Source organism: Bacillus carboniphilus, from assembly GCF_039522365.1.
Taxonomy (GTDB): Bacteria; Bacillota; Bacilli; order Bacillales; family JC228; genus Bacillus_BF; species Bacillus_BF carboniphilus.
In genome coordinates this window covers 14,168-35,760 of the sequence record NZ_BAAADJ010000060.1, presented here as the reverse complement: position 1 = coordinate 35,760, position 21,593 = coordinate 14,168, and the positions used below count along the sequence as shown (strand labels likewise).

General features: G+C 39.9%; 25 protein-coding genes. 16 read left to right on the top strand and 9 right to left on the bottom strand.

What is annotated here, in order from left to right; translation table 11 throughout:
• Positions 1-14 precede the first annotated feature (14 nt).
• Positions 15-491, top strand: a complete 477-nt coding sequence (locus tag ABDZ91_RS17845) for a hypothetical protein (protein WP_343801942.1) — start codon at positions 15-17, stop codon at positions 489-491.
• A gap of 4 nt (positions 492-495) precedes the next feature.
• Complete coding sequence (locus tag ABDZ91_RS17840; protein WP_343801939.1) at positions 496-2,733, top strand: MMPL family transporter; 2,238 nt, start codon at positions 496-498, stop codon at positions 2,731-2,733.
• Positions 2,734-3,008: 275 nt separating this feature from the next.
• Here ABDZ91_RS17840 and ABDZ91_RS17835 read toward each other — a convergent pair whose 3' ends face one another.
• From ABDZ91_RS17835 to ABDZ91_RS21995, 4 genes are all read right to left on the bottom strand, one after another.
• Positions 3,009-3,206, bottom strand: coding sequence for a YfhD family protein (locus ABDZ91_RS17835; protein WP_343801936.1), 198 nt, complete (start codon positions 3,204-3,206; stop codon positions 3,009-3,011).
• A 112-nt stretch (positions 3,207-3,318) separates the two neighbouring features.
• The gene (locus ABDZ91_RS17830; RefSeq protein ID WP_343801933.1) at positions 3,319-3,444 is read right to left on the bottom strand and encodes a YfhE family protein; all 126 of its coding nucleotides are present in this window, start codon (positions 3,442-3,444) and stop codon (positions 3,319-3,321) included.
• A gap of 62 nt (positions 3,445-3,506) precedes the next feature.
• Positions 3,507-3,776: a DUF1731 domain-containing protein gene (locus ABDZ91_RS22000; RefSeq protein WP_425541863.1), complete on the bottom strand. Its 270-nt coding sequence runs from the start codon at positions 3,774-3,776 to the stop codon at positions 3,507-3,509.
• Positions 3,773-3,976, bottom strand: coding sequence for a hypothetical protein (locus ABDZ91_RS21995; RefSeq protein WP_425541862.1), 204 nt, complete (start codon positions 3,974-3,976; stop codon positions 3,773-3,775). The genes ABDZ91_RS22000 and ABDZ91_RS21995 overlap by 4 nt, the downstream gene beginning before the upstream one ends.
• Positions 3,977-4,078: 102 nt before the next feature.
• Here ABDZ91_RS21995 and recX point away from each other — a divergent pair, with 102 nt between their 5' ends.
• The gene (gene recX, locus ABDZ91_RS17820) at positions 4,079-4,873 is read left to right on the top strand and encodes a recombination regulator RecX (RefSeq protein WP_343801931.1); all 795 of its coding nucleotides are present in this window, start codon (positions 4,079-4,081) and stop codon (positions 4,871-4,873) included.
• On the opposite strand, the gene ABDZ91_RS17815 is transcribed toward recX, so the two are convergent.
• Entirely contained in the window at positions 4,870-5,544 is a 675-nt protein-coding gene (locus ABDZ91_RS17815) for an SDR family NAD(P)-dependent oxidoreductase (protein ID WP_343801928.1), read from the bottom strand. The two genes, recX and ABDZ91_RS17815, sit on opposite strands and share 4 nt — an antisense overlap.
• Positions 5,545-5,676: 132 nt before the next feature.
• Between ABDZ91_RS17815 and ABDZ91_RS17810 the strand changes: the two genes are divergently transcribed.
• Positions 5,677-6,003: a YfhH family protein gene (locus tag ABDZ91_RS17810; RefSeq protein ID WP_343801926.1), complete on the top strand. Its 327-nt coding sequence runs from the start codon at positions 5,677-5,679 to the stop codon at positions 6,001-6,003.
• A gap of 39 nt (positions 6,004-6,042) precedes the next feature.
• Here ABDZ91_RS17810 and ABDZ91_RS17805 read toward each other — a convergent pair whose 3' ends face one another.
• From ABDZ91_RS17805 to ABDZ91_RS17795, 3 genes are all read right to left on the bottom strand, one after another.
• Positions 6,043-6,201: a YpzG family protein gene (locus ABDZ91_RS17805; RefSeq protein WP_343801923.1), complete on the bottom strand. Its 159-nt coding sequence runs from the start codon at positions 6,199-6,201 to the stop codon at positions 6,043-6,045.
• 13 nt (positions 6,202-6,214) lie between these two features.
• Positions 6,215-6,388 carry a small, acid-soluble spore protein K gene (locus tag ABDZ91_RS17800; RefSeq protein ID WP_343801920.1) on the bottom strand — a complete coding sequence of 58 codons (174 nt, stop codon included), beginning with the start codon at positions 6,386-6,388 and terminating at the stop codon, positions 6,215-6,217.
• Between the two features lie 125 nt (positions 6,389-6,513).
• On the bottom strand, positions 6,514-7,500 hold the full coding sequence (locus tag ABDZ91_RS17795) for a metal-dependent hydrolase (RefSeq protein WP_343801917.1): 987 nt from the start codon (positions 7,498-7,500) through the stop codon (positions 6,514-6,516).
• Between the two features lie 114 nt (positions 7,501-7,614).
• Here ABDZ91_RS17795 and ABDZ91_RS17790 point away from each other — a divergent pair, with 114 nt between their 5' ends.
• Together ABDZ91_RS17790 and mutY are read left to right on the top strand one after the other, a co-directional pair.
• A complete protein-coding gene (locus ABDZ91_RS17790) occupies positions 7,615-7,893 on the top strand; it encodes a hypothetical protein (RefSeq protein WP_343801914.1) in 279 nt (92 codons plus the stop codon).
• Between the two features lie 348 nt (positions 7,894-8,241).
• On the top strand, positions 8,242-9,330 hold the full coding sequence (gene mutY / locus ABDZ91_RS17785; protein ID WP_343801911.1) for an A/G-specific adenine glycosylase: 1,089 nt from the start codon (positions 8,242-8,244) through the stop codon (positions 9,328-9,330).
• Here mutY and ABDZ91_RS17780 read toward each other — a convergent pair.
• Complete coding sequence (locus ABDZ91_RS17780; protein WP_343801908.1) at positions 9,327-9,551, bottom strand: hypothetical protein; 225 nt, start codon at positions 9,549-9,551, stop codon at positions 9,327-9,329. The two genes, mutY and ABDZ91_RS17780, sit on opposite strands and share 4 nt — an antisense overlap.
• Before the next feature lie 155 nt (positions 9,552-9,706).
• Here ABDZ91_RS17780 and ABDZ91_RS17775 point away from each other — a divergent pair, with 155 nt between their 5' ends.
• The 10 genes from ABDZ91_RS17775 to ABDZ91_RS17730 all read left to right on the top strand — a co-directional run bounded on the left by ABDZ91_RS17775 (position 9,707) and on the right by ABDZ91_RS17730 (position 21,572).
• Positions 9,707-9,943: a gamma-type small acid-soluble spore protein gene (locus tag ABDZ91_RS17775; protein ID WP_343801905.1), complete on the top strand. Its 237-nt coding sequence runs from the start codon at positions 9,707-9,709 to the stop codon at positions 9,941-9,943.
• 408 nt (positions 9,944-10,351) lie between these two features.
• Positions 10,352-10,612 carry a YgaB family protein gene (locus ABDZ91_RS17770; protein WP_343801902.1) on the top strand — a complete coding sequence of 87 codons (261 nt, stop codon included), beginning with the start codon at positions 10,352-10,354 and terminating at the stop codon, positions 10,610-10,612.
• A gap of 231 nt (positions 10,613-10,843) precedes the next feature.
• Positions 10,844-11,374, top strand: a complete 531-nt coding sequence (ntdP, locus tag ABDZ91_RS17765; RefSeq protein ID WP_343801899.1) for a nucleoside tri-diphosphate phosphatase — start codon at positions 10,844-10,846, stop codon at positions 11,372-11,374.
• Positions 11,375-11,476: 102 nt separating this feature from the next.
• Positions 11,477-13,225, top strand: a complete 1,749-nt coding sequence (locus ABDZ91_RS17760) for an ABC transporter ATP-binding protein (RefSeq protein ID WP_343801896.1) — start codon at positions 11,477-11,479, stop codon at positions 13,223-13,225.
• A 154-nt stretch (positions 13,226-13,379) separates the two neighbouring features.
• Positions 13,380-15,035, top strand: a complete 1,656-nt coding sequence (locus ABDZ91_RS17755) for a BCCT family transporter (protein ID WP_343801893.1) — start codon at positions 13,380-13,382, stop codon at positions 15,033-15,035.
• Positions 15,036-15,240: 205 nt separating this feature from the next.
• Complete coding sequence (locus ABDZ91_RS17750) at positions 15,241-16,230, top strand: ABC transporter ATP-binding protein (protein ID WP_343801890.1); 990 nt, start codon at positions 15,241-15,243, stop codon at positions 16,228-16,230.
• A complete protein-coding gene (locus ABDZ91_RS17745) occupies positions 16,227-17,195 on the top strand; it encodes an ABC transporter ATP-binding protein (protein ID WP_343801887.1) in 969 nt (322 codons plus the stop codon). The genes ABDZ91_RS17750 and ABDZ91_RS17745 overlap by 4 nt, the downstream gene beginning before the upstream one ends.
• Before the next feature lie 113 nt (positions 17,196-17,308).
• Positions 17,309-18,964: an ABC transporter substrate-binding protein gene (locus ABDZ91_RS17740; RefSeq protein WP_343801884.1), complete on the top strand. Its 1,656-nt coding sequence runs from the start codon at positions 17,309-17,311 to the stop codon at positions 18,962-18,964.
• A 702-nt stretch (positions 18,965-19,666) separates the two neighbouring features.
• Positions 19,667-20,671, top strand: coding sequence for an ABC transporter permease (locus tag ABDZ91_RS17735; RefSeq protein WP_343801881.1), 1,005 nt, complete (start codon positions 19,667-19,669; stop codon positions 20,669-20,671).
• 13 nt (positions 20,672-20,684) lie between these two features.
• Positions 20,685-21,572, top strand: a complete 888-nt coding sequence (locus ABDZ91_RS17730; RefSeq protein WP_343801878.1) for an ABC transporter permease — start codon at positions 20,685-20,687, stop codon at positions 21,570-21,572.
• Positions 21,573-21,593 lie beyond the last annotated feature (21 nt).

Sequence of the window (21,593 nt, the reverse complement as noted above, 5' to 3'; positions counted from 1 at the left end):
AAAGGAGTGGTGCAGTGTTTAAAGGAACTTACAAACACTTTACAACTTTTCAACATAACATGGAAACCGTATGGGGATTCTACAGTAATCCTAAGAACCTTTCAAAGATTACTCGTTTTCCTGAAGTAACATTTGAAAGAAATCCTGTCTTCAAAAAAGGTGGCAAAATGCCACTAATGCTCCATTTTTTCATATTTCGTGTAAAGTGGGTATTAGTATTTAAAGACATCAAAGAAAATGCCTACTTTATAGATGAAGCCTTAGTCGTACCATTCCCTTTTAAAAAATGGAAGCATACGCATACATTCATTCAGAAATCTGAACATATTGTAATGGAAGATAAAATCGAATACGAATCCTATCTTCCAAACTGGGCCACCCAAATGATACTAAAAAAGATGTTCAGGGGCAGAGATTCCTTGTCCAACTGGGACAGAGGGACAGGTTCCGTGTCCCACATAAAGAAGAGAAAAAATCCTAACGGAGAGTGAGCAAATGGAAAACTCCTATGTGAAATGGGTTGTGGGTAAAAAAAGTAAATGGATTACGATATTAGTATGGATCGCATTAGCAACCGTTTTAAATTTCGTATTCCCACAAGCAAATCAACAAGTAAACGACAGCGCTGGTAATTTTGATGAATTGAAAGCATCAACGGAAGCATCAAACCTAATAGAAGAAGAATTTCCAAACGAAAGTGGGGTACCAGCTCTTATTGTTTGGAATAAAGAATTAGGACTCGGAGATGAAGAAATACAACAAATCCGTTCAGTCGTACAAGATTTATCCGAGAACCCACTGCCGGATCAAAAGATGATTCCTCCATTACATACAATCCCTGAAGAAGTGTTGATGGGGCAGGTATCTGAAAACGGCAAAACGTTCATTATGCCAGTCTTTTTTAATGATGGAGTGGATGCGACCAGATTAAAAGAAAATGTTAGTGAAATGAGTGAGCGGGCAGAATCTCTTATTGGGGCGAATCCATTTAATGAAGAAATTGACTCAGCAAGCTTAAGTGCTAGAGTGACAGGACCGGTTGGTATCTTGATGGATGCAACAGACCTATTTTCGAGCGGAGACTTTTCTCTAACCATCATCACTTTCATTTTGGTGTTGACGGTTCTTCTCATCATTTATCGATCACCAATCCTTGCACTTATACCTTTAATCGGTGTAGGTTTTGCCTACTCAATCATTAGTCCGGTTCTAGGAGCTTTAGGGGAAAACGGTGTCATCACATTTGATAGCCAAGGAATATCCATTATGACCGTTCTATTGTTCGGTGCTGGAACTGATTATTGTTTATTCTTAATTTCAAGATTTAGGTCCTATCTGAAAGTAAATCGCGAATCTTCTACAGCTTTAAAAGAAGCCACTAAGGATAAAAGTGGAGCCATCGCGATGAGTGCTCTCACAACCATTTCGGCCTTATCATTTTTATTGTTAGCAGATTTTGGCCCGATTGAGAGATTTAGTATTCCCTTCGTGCTAGCCATTTTTGTTGTGGCTCTATCTAGCTTAACGTTGGTTCCTGCGATTCTAGCAGTACTTGGAAGAGTATCGTTCTTCCCATTTATTCCAATGCCTCAAGAAATGATGGAACAAAAAGCAATGGAAAAAGGGAAGAGTCTCCCTAAGCAGCAAGATAAGGTGAAACTGAGTGAAAAAATAAATTCGTTTGTGGTCGACCGTGCAAAGACAGTAACGATTGCTACAACGATCGTACTAGTTGGCCTAGCAGCATTCACCTTCCAAATAAAATACACATATGATACGCTTTCCTCATTTCCGGAGGATATGGCTTCAAGTGAGGGGTTCCAACTCATTGAAAATTCCTTTAATGCTGGGCAGCTAGCGCCAATAACGCTTGCCATTGATACAGAGGGGAAAGAGGTTAATTTACAAGAAAATCTGAGTGCACAAGACTTTGTAGGGGATGTAACGGAGCCAGTACCTGGCCAAAACAATGCCAACATCCATATGTATAGCATTGAACTGACGATGAATCCGTATTCCAACGAGGCAATGGATGTCATTCCAGAGCTACGTGAAATTGTGTCAACCGCTCTTGCTAATAGTGGTATTAGCGATACAGAAAAGAAAGTTTGGATTGCTGGTCAAACAGCAGAGCAATATGATATCCGAGAAACATCGAGTCGAGACGCCTCCATTTTAGTTCCTTTAATTATTATTATCATCGCTTTGTTAGTGCTTGGTTATCTAAGATCCATTACGGCGATGATTTACCTAATGGCAACAGTGGTTGTAAGTTATTTTTCAGCACTTGGACTTGGCTGGATCATCATTCATTATGTAATGGGGGCAGATGCCATTCAAGGATTTATTCCACTATACGCTTTCATATTCTTGGGGGCACTCGGTGTAGATTACAATATTTTAATGAAATCAAGTATCTGGAAAAAAGCAAGATACATGCCACTTAAAAAGGCTATAAAAGAAGGAGCAAACGAAACGGGTGGGGTGATTAACTCAGCGGGTGTCATCCTTGCAGGAACCTTTGCTGTATTAGCTACTCTCCCTATACAAATTCTTGTCCATTTTGGAATTATAACGGCTGTGGGTGTACTAATAGATACGTTTATTGTGCGTCCATTCCTTGTACCAGCTATTACGGCATGGTTTGGAAAAAAAGCATTTTGGCCAGGGAAGTATGAAGAAATTAAAGAGAGCGAATCGGATTCGAGTAAGCAAATAAAAGGTGAAATGTAGCTAGGTATGACCCAGTAGAGCAAAATCTGCTGGGTTTTTTTTAAGGTGTTATACACAACCTTATCCACACTATAAACAGGCTAATAAAAGTATTTAGGGGTATATATTCACACTTTCCACAAAAATCGACAAAATCTCATCCACAATTAGTCCTATGTACAAATCCTTTAATATCAGTCATCCACAGTGTTATGCACATTATCCACAATGATGGGAATAACTTATTCACAAGAAGGGGGTAAGGACACCGAAGTCGCCTTACCCCGTGAGAAAAACTATTTGTTTAAATCTTTATGCTGCTTCATTTTTACGCGCTGGTTTGCAGCGTTAGCTCGAGCTTGAGCTTCTAAATCAGCGGCGTCAGCGAATTCCTCATTGTATTCAACAGCTGGTCGTTTTAAATTAGCAGGTGTTTGAGGTAATGAATTCGTATTTTTATCACGATTTTTACGGTGTGTTTGTCCTCTGCCCATTCGAATCTCCCCCTCTATGTTGGTTCCAGCATTCAAAAGAAAAAGAACGAAGAGCGGTAATGGCTCCTCGTTCTTATGATGTTCATTTTCAGGATGATTATAAATGGGAATGTTAGTCTCTTTTCTTATGTACCTCAGCACCAGCTGCGCGATCTGCTAATTTAAAATCCCTTTGGTACCTAACCTCTTGCATACTTGACAATGTGCTTCTCATTTTTTCACGTTTCTCTTTTTTCATGACACCTCATCCTTTCTACAGGTTTAATCCTATTTTTTCCTAATTGAAAGGATGAAATACAGTTATGAGGAAAAAATTTGCTCTAAAGCTTCTTCAAGACGAGAATACTGGAACTCAAATCCAGCTGATAACAGTTTTTTAGGCAAGACTTTTTGTCCTTCCAAGACCAGAATACTCTTTTCCCCAAGTGCTGCTTTTAAAGCAAAGCCTGGCGTTGGCATCCAGTGAGGTTTTCGTAAAACAGATCCTAGGGTTTTTCCGAATGCCTTCATTTGTACAGGACCTGGAGACGTTATATTAACCGGACCAGAGATATCAGGATGATCAATCATAAATAGTATGGCTCTGGTCCTTCTAGTTCTTTTTCAGGTGAAGCATCTTCAGACATCCATTGTACGTATTGAACATTTGACAAAGAGGGTTTTTGAGAAGGGTTACGAGTTAATACAAGAAGATGAATATTCCTTTTTTGAAACCATTGACTGAGTTCATGCCCAACAAATCCAGTACCACCAGCAATCGCAACTTTCATTGCTTCAGCTCCTATTGTCATATTCTCATTTCATTTAGACTTACAATAATTGTAACAAAAAAATGGAAAAAAGTGTGCTACAGTAAAAGGGAGGTGTTAAATATGATTGTTTCAAAAATTACCCCACAAAAGAAAAATAAAAATCGTTATAATATATATATTTTACAAGGACAAAGAGAAGAGTATGCCTTTAGTGTGGATGAATATGTGTTGGCCTCTTTTCAACTAAAAAAGGGGAGAGAGCTAACTGAGTTTGATATCCAGGAAATTCAGTTTGCTGATCATATACGAAAAGGGATTCATTTAGCTGCTAATTATCTGACTGCAAGAATGAGAAGCAAAGAAGAAGTGAGGCAATATTTAATACAAAAAGAAATTGAAGAAGCTGTCCTGGATGAAGTGTTACATCATCTCGAGGAGTATGGATACATAAGGGACGATGAGTTTGCGGTAGCTTTTGTCAAAACCTATATAGAAACAAGCGATAAAGGACCAAGTTGGATTGATGCTAGATTAAAGGAAAAAGGAATTTCAGCTCCAAACCGGGAACAAGCCCTTCTATTTTTTACAGAAGAAAGAGCCATTGATAAAGCCATTCAGCTCGTTGGTAAATGGGGAAATAGTTTAAAAAAGTATTCCACAACCGAAAAAAAGCAGAAGCTATTTGATAAGCTCATGCAAAAAGGGTTCCCTGCTTCCGTGATTTCAATCGCACTTGAAGAGGCCGAGTGGGGACCAGATGAAGATGAGGAATGGAATGCTATTCAAAAACAAGGAGAAAAAGCTTGGAACCGGCATGGCGGAGATATCATGAAAGTAAAACAGTTCTTGTTCCGAAAAGGGTTTGAAATAGATTTAATAGAACGCTTTATCAACGAAAAAAGGGAAGAGGCTTAAGGCTTCTTCCTTTCGATTTTTACTTCTTCTTTATGTTCATATTGTGTAAAAATAAGTTCTGCAATGTCACGAGGGTTCATTAACTGACTAGGGTCTGAAACATGGGTACTATCCTCCCAAAAAGGTGTGTTCATACCACCCATAAAGACATTGACCACTCGCAACCTTCCTTCATATTCTTTTTGAAGACTTTCACCTAACCCTCTGAGAGCAAATTTACTTGCACAATATCCTGCTTCGTTTGCTTTTCCATGCAGTCCAGCTGTGGATATGATGTTGATAATGATTCCCTTATTTTTCTTTAGCAAATGTGGAATGACCATTTTACAAAGATAGAGGGGACCAAAGTAATTCACTCTCATCATATCTTCAAATTGAGAGAGGGGCATATTTTCAAACGAACCAAATATGCCAATCCCTGCATTATTCACAATAATCTCGAGGTTTTCCATCCGAATTTGATTAAGTGTACTTTTCATTTCTTCATAGTTGGTTACATCTAAAGTGAAAGCATCGGCCGTTCCACCTAGCTTTTCGATTTCTGCTTTTACTTCCATTAAAGGTTCTTCTTTTCTTCCACAAAGCAAAACCTTAAAGCTTTGCCTTGCAAATAAATGGGCTAATTCTTTACCTAATCCGGTTCCACCTCCTGTTATGAGAACTGCCCTCAATAGTACTCCTCCTTTGCAACCAGCCTTTTCTTCTTATATGATACAGAATATAGCATGCTAAAAATGTTAACATGTATATAGCTTGTGTAAATTCATTTTTTCTATAAGTGTTATAAAAAGGAGAGTCTTGTCTTGGAGTCTGAAAAAAGATATAGCCAACTAAGTAAAGTTGAATTAGAACAAGAAATTGCTCAATTAAGAGAAAAAGCAAGAAAAGCTGAACAAATGGGAATGGTGAACGAATATGCTGTTCTCGAGAGAAAGGCTGTTATGGCAGAAGCTTATATTAGAGACCCAAAGGATTTTAAAAAAGGGGAAATTTATGAGATCCACGGAGACCCTGGTCAATATTTTAAAATTGATTACTTAAACGGAGTCTTTGCATGGGGATATCGATTGAATGGAGACGGAAGTCAGGAAGCTCTTCCGATTTCACTATTACTGAATAATAAAAAGTAAAAGCCAGAGGTGAGCCCCTCTGGCCTTTTTTGGTACTAACTAAGATTGTTTTCTTGTCTGATGCTCCAAAATGATTTGGTTTTGGGTTTGCTGGGTTTCCCCTTTAACCTGAGACCACAAGTGCTTTTTTCTTGTGTTAGCTTGCTCGAACGGACTCTTATACACATTGCTGTAGAAGTTATTTTTCATGTTTCCCATGATCATTTCCCCCTTAAGAACGTGCTGAATCGTCTTCCCGGTGGTTAGAAGCTCTCATTCGCTCTTGTGGATGTGTGTTGATCGATCCGTCTGCTCGTTTAGAGGCATACTCAGCTTTGGCACGAGGCTCGCCTTCGAGTTTGATTCCATTTACGATTGGAAATCCTTTTTCCTTGTTGCGTACCATTCTCTCTCACCCCTGCTAAGAAACTCACCACACAAAACATCATGAGTGACCTCAATGATATCCTGCGTACACATAGTATTTAACAGATATGAGATCTCATTCTGTACGAAACTTTCCAGTTGATTTTAATCAGGAAGAATCTCCAGTTTTTTCTGGAGCTTTTCTTCGCTGTACACCCAACCTGTAAAAGAGGAAATAATATTCAAATCCCAGTCTAGATGGACGATTGCGACAAAAGGATAATGCCCATCTTTTCGATAACGAAGGTCAATAAACCGAATTTCAATCTTATCGCCTTCCTCCTCCATTTCCCATCGATAAGAAGGGGAGAAGTTTAAGAAGGCTGACACATTCGGATCATCTTGAACTGCTGACAGGACATGCTCTTTTTCTTCCGGGAAAGGCAGTCTTTCAAACTGATCAAAAATAATCAGTTCATCTTTAAATGCTCTACCTACATAGAAGTGGTCATGATCCATGATGGCTACCCGCCATTGATAATAGCGGAGAGTGGGTGCAATAATGACATTCGTTACTTCTGGAAATCTTTTTTCAATGGTTCGTCTGATGTTTCGTTGTGATATAAACCGTAATACATAGTACGCCACTATGATTCCATAAATCGCTAAAAATGTGTAACCAGGATGGGCGCCTAAAAACCAAAGAATAAAACCGACAATATGAATACCAAAAATAAACGGATCAAACGTGTTAATCCAACCTAATGCGACCCATTTCGACGAAAAAGGGCGTAATGCCTGAGTCCCATAAGCGTTGAAAATGTCGACAAATACATGAAGGAAAACAGCAAGAAATGTCCAAATCCAAATATGAAACCAATTCGCTTCAGGGAAGAAAAGCATCATGGCAACCGTAATCGCAATGGGCCATAACAAAACGGCGGGGATGGAATGTGTAATTCCCCGATGGTGTTTGAGGTACGTTGCATTATTTTTTAATTTTAAAACAGTATCTATATCTGGGGCTTGCGACCCGAGTATTGCGGCAATCAATACAGCCGTTCCCGTTGGGGCACTATTTGCTACAACAGGGTCTAACGTGGATATACCACCTAATGCAATCCCCATCACTATATGTGTTCCTGTATCCAAGTGGCTTCCCCCTTTGAAAGTTTCTAGATTTAGAAAGTGGTTTTTAAAAAACGCATCTTAACATGAACATAAAGCAGCCAATTGTAAAAAACTGCATGATAAAGGAGGATTTTCATGGTTCAAATGTTATTTCAGTATCAAATTAAAGAACATTTTCATGTACAATATAAAGAGATTATGAATGACATGATTCAAACCATGCAATCGTACGGAGCCTCTCTGGCGCTTTGGGACGAGCATGAAAAAAATAAGTTTATAGAAGTGTACTCTGTTCCAACAGAGGCGTATTACTATGCCTTGAAAAAGAAACGACAGTCATCCGAAATCTTCTTGCAATGTCTAGAAGACCCAGAGCAACAAATCGAATGCCTAGCCATTAAAAGGAACCGTTAGTACTTCTTATTCCCCTTTTTATAGGGATTAAAAACGATAGATGGACTATTTTTTACGCTATTTTCGTAAAGAGTGTTGTTTAGTGCACATGTTATTAAACCGCAGTTGATTGGAGTGGAAGGTGCTTGACTCCTGCGGGAGGAAGGGACAAGGGAGACCCCGCAGGAGCGAAGCGACGAGGAGGCTCCCGGACCGCCCGCGGAAAGCAAGCACCTGCAACGGAAACCAATGTCCCTTGTTCATAGAACCAACTACTGTCATAAAGCAACAGAGTATACGAAATTAGCCATCCTAAGTTTATAAGAGGGTTTGAATTACATAAGGTCATTCACTATAAAGGAGCAAACTATGACCACAACCATTGAAAAATCATTGAATGACTTTCAAATAGAAAAGTTTCAAAAAGCACTCGTTTCTTGGTTCCATCAAGAAAAACGAGACTTACCATGGAGAAGAACAGAAGATCCATTCAGAATCTGGGTTTCAGAAATTATGCTCCAGCAAACAAGGGTAGACACTGTCATCCCATACTATGAACGATTTATTGATAAGTTTCCTACTCTGCACGACTTTGCAAATGCAAAGGAAGATGAAATTTTAAAAGCCTGGGAAGGGTTAGGGTACTACTCGAGAGTTCGAAACCTCCAAACCGCTGTTAGAGAAGTAGCAGAAAAGTATAATGGAAACGTTCCGGAAGACCCCAAACAATTTCAATCCTTAAAAGGGGTCGGTCCATATACGGCTGGAGCTGTTATGAGTATTGCTTTTCGGAAACCAGAGCCTGCGGTGGATGGAAACGTCATGAGGGTATTCTCACGTGTCTTTTCGATTGAAGAAGATATCGCAAAACCGAAGACAAGAAAAACCTTTGAAGGGCTTGTTCGGGAGGTAATTGACCACGAAGACCCATCTGGTTTTAACCAGGGGATTATGGAGTTAGGGGCTTTGATTTGTACCCCTCAATCTCCGTCGTGTCTGCTTTGTCCGGTCCGTGATTACTGTAAAGGATTCCATGAAGGAAAAGAAAAAATTCTTCCGATAAAAAATACAAAAAAATCCTCAACCAAAAAGAAATGGATGTCTGCACTAGTGTTAACAAATGATGGGCAGATCGTAGTTCAAAAGCGTCCGGAAACAGGATTACTTGCTTCGATGTGGCAGTTCCCGATGATAGAAAAAGGAAAGAATGGGGACCTGGATGCGTTTCGAAGTTGGTTAAAGGAGGAACTTAATCTAGAAATAGAACATATGGAACCTTTAACGACAGTCAAACATGTTTTTTCCCATGTTGAATGGGAAATCGACGCCTATGTGGTTAAAGGCTCCATTTCCTCTGTTGAGCTTCCGTACCAAATAATGACGGAAAAACAAATGAGTGAATACGCATTCCCAGTACCTTTTCAAAAGATGTGGAAAGCTTTTAAAGAAACTCACTAATCAATCGTTGGATCCGTACCAGACGTGTAGGTGGCTTCATTTCGGTGAAGGCCACCTCTTCTTTCAATTTCCTTTACGATTTCTTTATGGATGGTAACGCCCTCACTATTTAAATAAGGCACCATTTGTTGCAAGGAATGATGGAAAAAAGCTAATTCACTGTCTTGCCATTCATTTTTTGGAACCATTCCAAGTTCCGTCATGTCTCTTCCTACATACATCTAACCTCAACTCCTTTCTACGCGTTCCTTATTTTTTGTTTTAAAAATTGAACCTATGCAATCTAAAAGATGGTGTGTATGGAGGGAAACGTGCTTTTATTTATATTCCATTTTTATCCATATAAAATCCATAAAAAACCAACATAGTTTCAGACATGGCTGGTTACATTAAAGTCGTGGAGGTGATTACAGTGGATCAAAAACAACAAGCACAAGCTTCAAAAACTAATGCAGCAGAAGTAAGAAAGCAAAACGCAGCATCTGCAGGTGCTGGTAAATTCGGTACTGAATTTGCAAGCGAAACTGATGCTCAACAAGTAAGACAACAAAACCAACAATCAGCAGCTAAGAAAGCTCAAGCTTCTGGTAATGCTGGTCAACAACAACAGTAATTACTCTAACGAAAGCGTCTCACTATCCGAGTGGGGCGCTTTCTTCTGTGTATGGGGGAGTGCAATTCTGGGGCTGAAGGTGCAATTCTGGGGCTGAAGGTGCAATTCTCGGATTGAAGGTGCAATTCTCGGATTGAAGGTGCAATTCTTGGATTGAAGGTGCAATTCTCGGATTGAAGGTGCAATTCTTGGATTGAAGGTGCAATTCTCGGATTGAAGGTGCAATTCTTGGATTGAAGGTGCAATTCTGGGGGCTAAAGGTGCAATTCCCGGATCGAAGGTGCAATTCCTAAACTGGTGGATATTTTCCTTCGACAAAAGCAGTGCCAAACTTACATAACTAGTCAAAGGGAAATGAAACCCACCACAGAATTACTTATCTAACCCCTTTTGAAGGAGAGAGTGCAGATGAAGATGTTCGATGAATTGGTGAATAATCAGATGAAGACAATGGACCAGCTGCTTTTTTTACAATCTGAATTAGAACGTTGCCAAAAGATTGAGGCAGAGCTCCTTTTATTAGAAGAAGAAGCACGCTTAGCGGGTGTGAGAGAGGATATAGAAAAAATGAAACAAGAATTGAGGGAGATTCAAGAAACTTTTGAAAAACAAACTGAACAAGTTATTCGATATTACCAAGAAGAAAACTTAAAACAATATTCCGTTTAGAGCCAATATTAGTGGCTCTTTTTTTTGTCACCCACCATTTAGTGTCGTGACAGTTGTTTTCCAAACCCTGTCGAACCCTGTCGAATTACTCATTTGCCGACATGAAAGTTTTAAATTCACTTAAGAACCGTTATAATAGTTATAATAATAAGAAGAAAAGAAAGCCATACATAATGAGAATGGACGGTTGATAATTTATGTTTTGCTGGTTCGGAGAAAGAAGGGACAAACATGGCGGTTCCTCATGAGGGTGAGAAGGTACAAATTCATAGCTATAAACATAACGGGAATCTACACCGTGTTTGGGATGAAACGACCGTTTTAAAAGGGACAAGCAATCTAATTATTGGGGGAAATGATCGTACAACTGTGACGGAATCTGATGGTAGAACGTGGATTACAAGAGAACCTGCGATTTGTTACTTTCATGCACAGCACTGGTTCAATATCATAGGTATGATTCGAGAAGACGGGATTTATTATTACTGTAACTTAAGTTCGCCATTTGCCTATGATAATGAAGCATTGAAATATATTGACTACGATTTGGATATTAAAGTATACCCTGATATGACGTATACATTGCTTGATGAAGATGAGTACGAATTACATAGTCAAAAAATGATGTACCCTGAGGTCATCGATCATATCCTAAAACGAAATGTAGATAAACTGGTTAAGTGGATTCGCCAAAGAAAAGGACCATTTGCACCTGAATTTATAGACGAATGGTATGAGAGATACTTATTTTATTTAAAATAAGAGGGATAAAACCTGTTGAGAATCAACAGGTTTTTTCAGTTATTTACGAGTGGAGAGGCTAAAGCCAGCTAGATTTTTCATATTGAGAGGGGCCATTTTAAAGTGGGGAGTATAAAAAGATATATGGAGTTTGTAAGGCCCTACCGCCTACAAATTCTAGGAACACTGCTAATTGGAATTATAAAATTTGCTATACCTCTGTTAATACCGTTACTTATTAAATACGTGATTGATGATATTGTGGGAAATGAAACGCTCACTTCCAATCAACAGTTAGAGCAATTATTCTGGCTTATGGGTGTTACCTTTGTTGTATTTATTATCGTGAGACCACCTATTGAGTATTACCGCCAATATTTTGCACAGTGGACCGGTAGTAAAATTTTATATGACATCCGAGATCAGCTTTTTCAACATATCCAAAAGTTAAGCTTGAAGTATTACTCCAATACGAAAGTGGGAGAGGTAATCTCCCGTGTGATTAACGATGTGGAACAAACGAAGAACTTTGTCATCACAGGACTAATGAACTTATGGCTGGATGTGGCTACGATTATCATTGCAGTAGCCATTATGTTCACAATGGATATAAAGTTAACCATTGTATCCCTGTTACTGTTCCCGTTTTATGCAGTATCTGTTAAGTACTTTTTTGGAAGGCTTAGAAGTTTGACAAGAACTCGGTCACAAGCACTGGCAGAGGTACAAAGTTACCTTCATGAAAGAGTTCAAGGGATATCGGTCATAAAAAGCTTTGCCATTGAAGGTCATGAGCAAGGTCAATTTACTAAGCATAATAAGAACTTCCTTGAGAAAGCACTGAACCATACAAGCTGGAATGCAAAGGCTTTTGCGGTTGTTAACACGATAACTGATGTTGCTCCATTGTTAGTTATTGCATTTGCTGGGTACTCCGTTATTCAAGGTGATTTGTCTATTGGGGCAATGGCCGCATTTATAGCTTATATTGACCGTCTTTATAGTCCTTTAAGAAGACTAGTTAACTCTTCCACAACGCTTACTCAAGCCATTGCATCGATGGACCGTGTATTTGAGTTTGTGGATGAAAAATACGATGTTGATGACTTACCAGGTTCGATAGAGTGTAAGGATGTAAAAGGAAACATTACCTTTAAAAATGTCAGTTTTTCTTATGAAGAAAACGAAGATATGGTCTTGAAAAACCTCAATTTTGATATTGATAAAGGGGAAACTGTCGCATTAGTTGGAATGAGTGGAGGAGGAAAATCTTCTTTAATTAGCTTAATTCCACGTTTTTATGATGTGACAGAAGGAGAAATTCTATTAGATGGAACGGACCTTAGAAGATTTCAAACAAGGAGCCTTCGAGACAATATAGGTATGGTACTACAGGATAATATTTTGTTCAGTGAATCGGTAAAAACCAATATCTTATTAGGAAAACCGGATGCTACGGATGAAGAGGTAGTGGCTGCTGCAAAGGCTGCGAACGCACATGACTTTATTATGAATTTACCCGATGGTTATGATACCACCGTTGGTGAAAGAGGTGTGAAGCTTTCTGGGGGACAAAAGCAGAGAGTTGCCATTGCCCGTGTTTTCTTAAAAAATCCACCGATTTTAATCTTGGACGAAGCGACTTCGGCATTGGATTTAGAAAGTGAACACCTCATCCAAGAGGCGCTTGAAAAGCTAGCTAAAAATCGAACAACCTTTATCGTAGCCCACCGATTGTCCACGATTACGCACGCAGACCGAATCGTTCATATCGAACACGGTCAAATCGTTGAGATGGGTACACACTCTGAGCTAATGGAGAAAAAAGGTCATTACTATGACTTGTTCCAAGTTCAGCAATTAGAAGCATAATAAGCAATTAAGTAAGCACCGGATCAAGCTCCGGTGCTTTTTCTTTTGGACAAATCTTGGGCGGTGACTGTACCTGTCAAACGAATAAGACTGCCCCTACACGCTCACTATAAGGATATCAACTTTGGAATATACAATAGAAGGAGTCGTGAACATGACCAATCGTGTTATTGACTGGCCTACGTTTATCGGGGCATTGATTTTATTATTATTGGTGACCGTTCCACTCATTATCTTTCCTGAAGAGGGGAAGCTGTATGTTGACGCTGCGAATACATATGTAACAACGAATTTCGGTGTCTTGTATTTATTGATGGGTATAGCGGTTTTCTTTTTCCTCGTTTATGTGGCTTTTAGTGAGAATGGAAGAGTGAAGCTTGGGGAGAAAGAGGAACGACCAGAGTTTAATGATTTTTCTTGGGCAGGTATGCTCTTTTGTGCTGGAATTGGTTCTAGTATTTTATATTGGGCGACGATTGAATGGGCTTATTATTATCAAGGGCCACCGTTTGGAATTGAGCCAGGGAGCCGTCAAGCGATTGTTTGGTCTAGTACCTATGGAATTTTCCACTGGGGACCGATTGCTTGGGCGATTTATACACTTCCAGCTTTACCTATGGCCTATTTCTATTATGTTCGAAAAAGTCCAGTTTTGAAGGTGAGTGAAGCGACTAGACCTTTGATTGGAAAACTAGCAGATGGTCCTTTAGGAACACTAATTGACGTTCTATTTATTTTTGGATTGCTAGGAGGAGCGGGAACTACCTTAGCGCTTGGTACCCCAATGATTGCGGAAGGAATTAACCGACTAACTGGCTTAGAGACCAATATGATTATGAATGTTGGGATTTTAGCAGGGGTTACACTCATTTTTGGTATAAGTGCATACTCCGGTCTTCGCAAAGGGATCAAAATTCTGAGCGACTTAAACCTTTTCCTAGCTTTCTTTCTGTTAGCGTTTATGTACGTTTTAGGTCCAACTCGTTTTATAACGGAAACCACTACTAATAGTATAGGAGTGTTACTAGACAATTTCTTTCATATGAGTACATGGACAGAGCCTTTTAACAGGTTAGGCCCATTTACTAAAAGCGGTTTCCCTGAAGCATGGACTGTCTTTTACTGGGCATGGTGGCTTGTATATGCACCGTTTGTGGGACTTTTCGTTGCCAAAATATCAAGAGGTCGTACCATCAAACAGATGATTCTTGGAACCATTATCTATGGAACCATCGGAAGTCTACTCTTTTTCGGAGTAATGGGGAACTACGGCTTGCACCTGCAGTTGACGGGACAGCTAGATGTTATCTCCATCCTAAATAACGAAGGGGCTCCAGTTGCCATATTAGATGTCATTTCTACACTTCCATGGGCGCCTTTTATCATACTGATTTTTACTGTATTAGCTATCATTTTCCTTGCTACAACCTTTGATTCGAGCTCTTACATCCTAGCATCGGTGGTTCAAAAGGAAGTGGCAGATGAACCACTTCGATGGAATCGACTGTTCTGGGCATTTGCTCTCTGTCTATTGCCACTGACACTCATGTTTCTAGGCGGACTAGACACCTTACAAACCGCAAGTATTGTCGGAGGGTTTCCGTTAATCTTCATTATGATTATGCTTGCTTGGTCCTTCATGAAAGCATCGAACCGAGATATTGAAGTGAGTGATCAATACAAGCCAAAGGTTATCAACCTAAACTATAAGAAGATTCTCGAGAAACTACGTAGAGGGAAAAAGAAACAAGAGCCACCACAGAAAGGTCCTGTGGATGCTCATTTTGAAGAGGATGATCCAAATAGATAAATTGGGTTAAGGATGCGGAGAAAAGTAAGATTTTCTCCGCATTTTTCTTTTTGTTTTTCTACCCAGGTTCCGTTATTTTACTATAAATGCCGGTTATCGAATTTCCGGAAAACTCGCTGTTTCTACCAAAAACTAGTCTATTCCACAAATCTCTCTCATAGGATAGCTTATAAAAACTTGCCATGTGCTAGGGAGAGGTGAATATGTGGACGAGCAACCAATCTTACAAGTAAACCATTTGAAAACGTCGTTCTTTACAGCGGATGGTGCAGTTCCTGCGGTTGATGATGTTTCCTTTTATGTGAACAAAGGGGAAGTCCTTGGCATCGTAGGGGAATCTGGCTGTGGGAAGAGCGTTACTTCCTTGTCAATTATGAAGTTAATACCGAATCCTCCTGGAAAAATAGTTGGGGGAGAGATTTTGATTGAGGGACGAGACTTAGTAAAGGCATCCGAAAGAGTGATGAGAAACATTCGCGGTAATGATATTGCCATGATATTTCAGGAACCGATGACGTCCCTAAACCCATTATTTACAGTAGGCAATCAATTGATTGAAGGTATTCGTCTTCATAAGAAAACAACAAAGAAAGAAGCTTGGAATAAAGCAGTAGAGATGCTAAAACTTGTAGGGCTCCCCCGACCTGAGGAGCTGATGAGTGAATATCCTCATCAACTGTCGGGTGGTATGAGGCAAAGGGTCATGATTGCTATGGCTTTATCCTGCGAGCCCAAACTACTGATTGCGGATGAACCGACTACGGCACTAGATGTGACCATTCAGTCGCAAATTTTAGACTTAATGAAAGAACTTAATAAAAAGCTAAATACAGCCATTATGTTAATCACACACGACCTAGGTGTGGTGGCAGAAGTTTGCCAGCGAGTTATGGTGATGTACGCTGGCCAAGTGGTAGAGGAAGCCTCGGTCTCTGATATTTTCAAAAAACCAGGACACCCATACACAGTGGGTCTCCTTCAATCCATACCAGATGTGAGTAAGAAAAATAAAAAGCTTTATTCGATTCCTGGACAAGTCCCTAAACCTGGGTCCATTAAAACAGGCTGTCGCTTTTATAAAAGGTGTCCTCATGCAATGCAGCGATGTGAAAAAGAAGACCCAGCTCTTTACAAAGTAGGAGAGGGTCATCAAGTGAGATGCTTTTTAGCAGAAGAGGGGAGTGTTTCCGTATGAGCTCACAACTCTTAAAAGTAGAAGGCATTCAAAAAGCATTTCCGATTAACGGTGGAATATTAGGGAGGAAAATTGGAGAGGTCAAGGCTGTTCAGGATATTAGTTTTACGTTAGAAAAGGGAGAAACGTTTGGACTGGTAGGGGAAAGCGGCTGTGGTAAATCAACAACAGGAAGAATGCTACTTCGACTGATTGAACCTGATCAGGGTAGTATTTGGTTTGAAGATAAGGATCTCACTAAGTTAAACACCAATGAAATGAGGAAAATGCGGAAGGAAATGCAGATGATCTTCCAAGATCCCTATGCATCCTTGAATCCAAGGCATCCGGTCCAAAAAATTTTAGAAGAGCCTTTAATCGTTCATGGGATGGCGAATCCTAAAGAGCGAAAGCAGAAGGTGTTGGACATGCTGGAGGTTGTAGGGTTAAGTCCGTATCATGCCAAACGCTACCCTCACCAATTCAGCGGGGGACAAAGACAGCGTATTGGAATTGCTAGAGCGTTAATGACTAATCCTAAGCTAATTATTGCAGACGAACCCGTATCAGCGCTTGATGTGTCAATTCAATCACAGGTCTTAAATCTATTAAATGAACTACAAGAGACCTTCCAATTAACCTATATATTTATTTCACATGATTTAGGGGTTGTTCGTCACATTAGTAATCGAGTGGGGGTCATGTATTTAGGAAGGATGATGGAGTTAGCTCCAACTGAGGATTTATATAATGAGCCACTTCATCCGTATACGAAGACACTGCTGTCCGCTATTCCAGTACCAGATCCGGATTTAAATAGGGAACGAATTGTGGTGAGAGGAGACGTACCTGATCCATCCAATCCACCAACAGGATGTCCGTTCCATACGCGTTGCCCGGACAAGCTAGATATTTGCTCTCAGAAAATCCCAACCTTCAAAGAAATGAAAAATGGACATTTCGTGGCCTGCCACTTGTATGAGTAGGAAAAACGGCTTGTCTAGTAAACTTTTAAATAAATTTAGTAGGAATGTTTTCTAACATACAAGCATAAAAAATTCTAGGCTCACTTTATCGAAAAAACAAAGGGGGAAAAAGAGTGAGAAACCGTTATTTATTGAAGTTGATGGCTTTTCTTTTGATGGCTGTACTATTTTTAGCCGCATGTAGTAACAAGGATGATGAGGAAACTAAAAAAGATCCTGAATCTCCAGGAACGGAGCAACCGACGGATAATGAAGATCCAAAAGAAGAAGATGAAGGCAATAACGACGAAGGCGAAATCATGGATACTCTTGTATTTGGACGCGGTGGGGATTCAACTTCACTAGACCCAGCTGCCACAACAGAAGGGGAAGCATTCAAGGTTACAAAGAATATCTATGAAACTTTAACTGAATTTGGACCACAAGATACAGAAGTTCATCCGGGGCTTGCAACGGAATGGAGCACAAGTGATGATGGTTTAACGCATACACTGAAGCTTCGTGAAGGTGTAAAATTCCACGACGGAACTGATTTTAATGCCGATGCCGTTGTATATAACTTTGAGCGTTGGAAAGCAGGAGACAAGGAACAATACTACTATTACAACTCTCAGTTTGCAGGCATTATTGATACAGTTACCGCTGTAGACCCACACACAGTTGAATTCAAATTGACAAGACCACTTGCTCCATTTTATAAAAACCTAGCGATGTCACCGTTTGGAATCGCAAGTCCAACAGCCATTGAGGAGTACGGTGATAAGTTTGCAGAGAATCCAACAGGAACAGGTCCATTTAAATTCCAAGAGTGGAAACGAAATGATCGTATCACTCTAGTTAAAAATGAAGATTATTGGAATCCGGAGTTTCCGAAAGTAAGTACGTTAATCTTCCGTTCCATTCCAGATAACTCAGCTCGTTTGAACGCTTTAATGTCAGGCGAAGTGGATCTAATTGATGGAGTGAACTATACAGATATTCCACAAATTGAAGCGAACCCAGACCTACAAGTATTCAACAGACCATCTATGAACACTGGGTACCTAGGCTTAACTGCCACAAGGGAACCATTTGATAATAAGCTCGTTCGTCAAGCAATGAACCATGCCATTGATAAACAAACCATTATTGACGCATTCTACGCGGGTGCAGCGATTCCTGCAGTAAACCCAATGCCACCGGTTATTGCTGGATACAATGAAGATATTCCTGGATACGACTATAACCCTGAAAAAGCAAAAGAACTATTAGCCGAAGCGGGATATCCAGATGGATTTGAAATGGAACTATGGGCAATGCCAGTACCTCGTCCATATATGCCAAATGGTCAAAAGGTAGCGGAAGCCATCCAAGCGAACCTAGCTGATGTTGGAATCACCGCAAATATTGTCTCATATGAGTGGGGGACTTACCTAGAAAAGGCTAGACTTGGAGAAGCGGATGCATTCTTACTTGGTTGGACTGGAGACAATGGAGATGCAGATAACTTCCTATATGTACTATTAGATAAAGATTCAATTGGAAGTAACAACTACTCTTATTATGCAAGTGATGAGTTACATGAAGTGTTAATTGCAGCTCAATCTGAAACAGATGCAGCTGTCCGTGAAGACCTGTATAAGCAAGCGCAAGAAATCATCTTTGAAGATGCTCCATGGGTACCACTTGTACATGGAGAGCCAGCTCTAGCAGGTAAAAAAGGAATTGAAAACTTCCTACCACATCCAACAGGATCTGATAAGTTACATCAAGTCATCTTCAAACAATAAGTAATGCTATGAAGAAATAAAGAGGAGAGGGAGGACGGATTCTCCCTCTTCTTTGTTAAAAATACAGTTAAATGTCAGGTTTAAAGGGTGCGACTGGAAAACTAGGACATAAGAATGGTTTATGTTCAAATTTGGGATGGTGTACCTGGAAAACTAGGACATAAAAATGGTTTATGTTCAGATTAGGGATGGTGCATCTGGAAAACTAGGACATAAAAATGGTTTATGTTCAGATTCGGGATGGTGTACTTGAAAAACTAGGACATAAAAGTGTTTTATGTTCAGATTTGGGAGGGTGTACCTGGAAAACTAGGACATAAAAGTGTTTTATGTTCAGATTTGAGAGGGTGTACCTGAAAAACTAGGACATAAAAGTGTTTTATGTTCAGATTTGGGAGGGTGTACCTGAAAAACTAGGACATAAAAGTGTTTTATGTTCAGATTTTGGAAGGTCCAACTGAAAAACTAGGACATAAAAATGGTTTATGTTCAGATTAGGGACTGTGCACCTGGAAAACAGGGATATAAAACTGGTTTATGTCCAGTTTTTGAAGAGGCGTCCTAAAAATTAGGACATTAATTGAAGGCATTTATTAAAAAGAATATAAAAGCGAATAAAGTGCCGGTTTTAAAGGTTCCAACATAAACTTGATTCTAAACTTTGTTACCAAACCTCGAACGAATAAGAAATGAGGTGAAAGCTTGCTCGCCTATACAATTAGAAGACTACTACTATTAGTCCCAGTGCTGTTTGGCTTACTATTTATTGTCTTTATGATGATTCGCTTGATTCCGGGAGACCCAGCACAAATCATTTTAGGACAACTTGCCACTGAGGAAGCCATTCATGCCATGAGGGAACAACTCGGTTTGAACGAACCGTGGTATAAACAATTTTTCATTTACGTCATCGGATTATTTCAAGGTGACTTAGGTATTTCACTGAGAACAGACTCTCAAATTGCGGATGAAATTTGGCCATTTTTAGCAGCGACTTTTGAATTGTCATTCTGCGCGATGTTAATTGCCGTTTTTGTTGGGGTTAATGCAGGTATCATCAGTGCCTGGTTTAAAAGATCCTGGTTTGATTATATCGCGATGGTACTGGCGTTAATTGGTGTATCCATGCCAATTTTTTGGCTAGGGTTGATGGAACAATGGGTATTTGGGCTTCAATTGGAATGGCTTCCGACCTCAGGAAGAGAAGAGGTGCGGGACCCAGTCCAGGCTATTACCCATTTATATATCATAGATACACTGATCCAAGGTGATACAGAGAAGCTGTGGGTGGTGATCAAGCATCTGATATTACCAAGTGTTGCTTTAGCAACCATACCGATGGCCATAATAGCACGGATTACGAGGTCCACGATGCTAGAGGTCATGAATTCAGATTTTATTCGGACTGCAAGAGCAAAAGGGATGTCTATGTTTTGGGTGGTGTACAAGCACTCCTTGAAAAATGCAGTTATTCCTGTTTTAACGATCATTGGTTTACAAACAGGTCTTCTGCTTGGAGGAGCGATCTTAACAGAGACCATTTTTAGCTGGCCGGGGATTGGGCGTTACATCTATGATGCAATCGGGTATAGAGATTATCCTGTTGTACAATCCGGTATTCTAATCGTCGCGTTAATTTTCGTGATGATTAACCTCATTGTCGATTTGCTCTATGCGGCTATTGATCCTCGCATTAAATATCGATAGGAGGTGCAAAAAAATGGAGAATACAATGAAAAATGAAGAGGTTCTAAACGTTGAGAAACCGGTTTCCCCTTGGGTGGAAGCATGGAATATATTTAAGAAAAATAAGCTGGCTGTTGCTGGGTCGATTATTGTTCTATTTTTTATCGTCATCGCCATATTCGCTCCACTGATTGCACCATACGGATTTAAAGAACCCGACTATGCAAATCGATTTGTTCCTCCATCCAGTGACTATTGGTTTGGAACGGATGACTTCGGACGTGATATTCTATCCAGAATTATCTACGGTGCACGAATTTCACTATGGGTTGGTTTTTTTGCGGTAATGGGTTCAATGGTTGTAGGTTGTCTACTTGGAATCCTAGCCGGCTATTATGGTAGATGGGTAGATAGTGTAATTTCAAGATTTTTTGATATTATGCTAGCTTTCCCAAGTATTCTACTGGCTATTGGGATTGTAACGGTACTTGGTCCATCTTTACAAAATGCCCTCATAGCGATTGCGATTATCAATATTCCAAACTTCGGAAGATTGATTAGGTCGAGGGTTTTGAGCGTAAAAGAAGAAGAGTATATCGTTGCGGCCAAAGCAGTAGGAATGAAGAATCGGAGAATATTATTTCAGCATATTTTGCCAAATAGTATGGCCCCCATCATTATTCAAGGGTCATTGGCCGTGGCCACTGCCATTATTGAAGCGGCTGCATTAGGCTTTTTAGGGCTAGGAGCAGAAGCCCCTCAACCGGAGTGGGGGAAGATGTTAGCAGATTCGAAGAACTATCTCTTTAATGCTCCGTGGACGATGATTTTCCCTGGGATTGCGATTATGTTAACCGTTCTTGGTTTCAATTTAATGGGGGATGGTTTGAGGGATGCGTTGGATCCAAGAATGAAAGATTAGAAGAAGATGAAGGTCGCACAG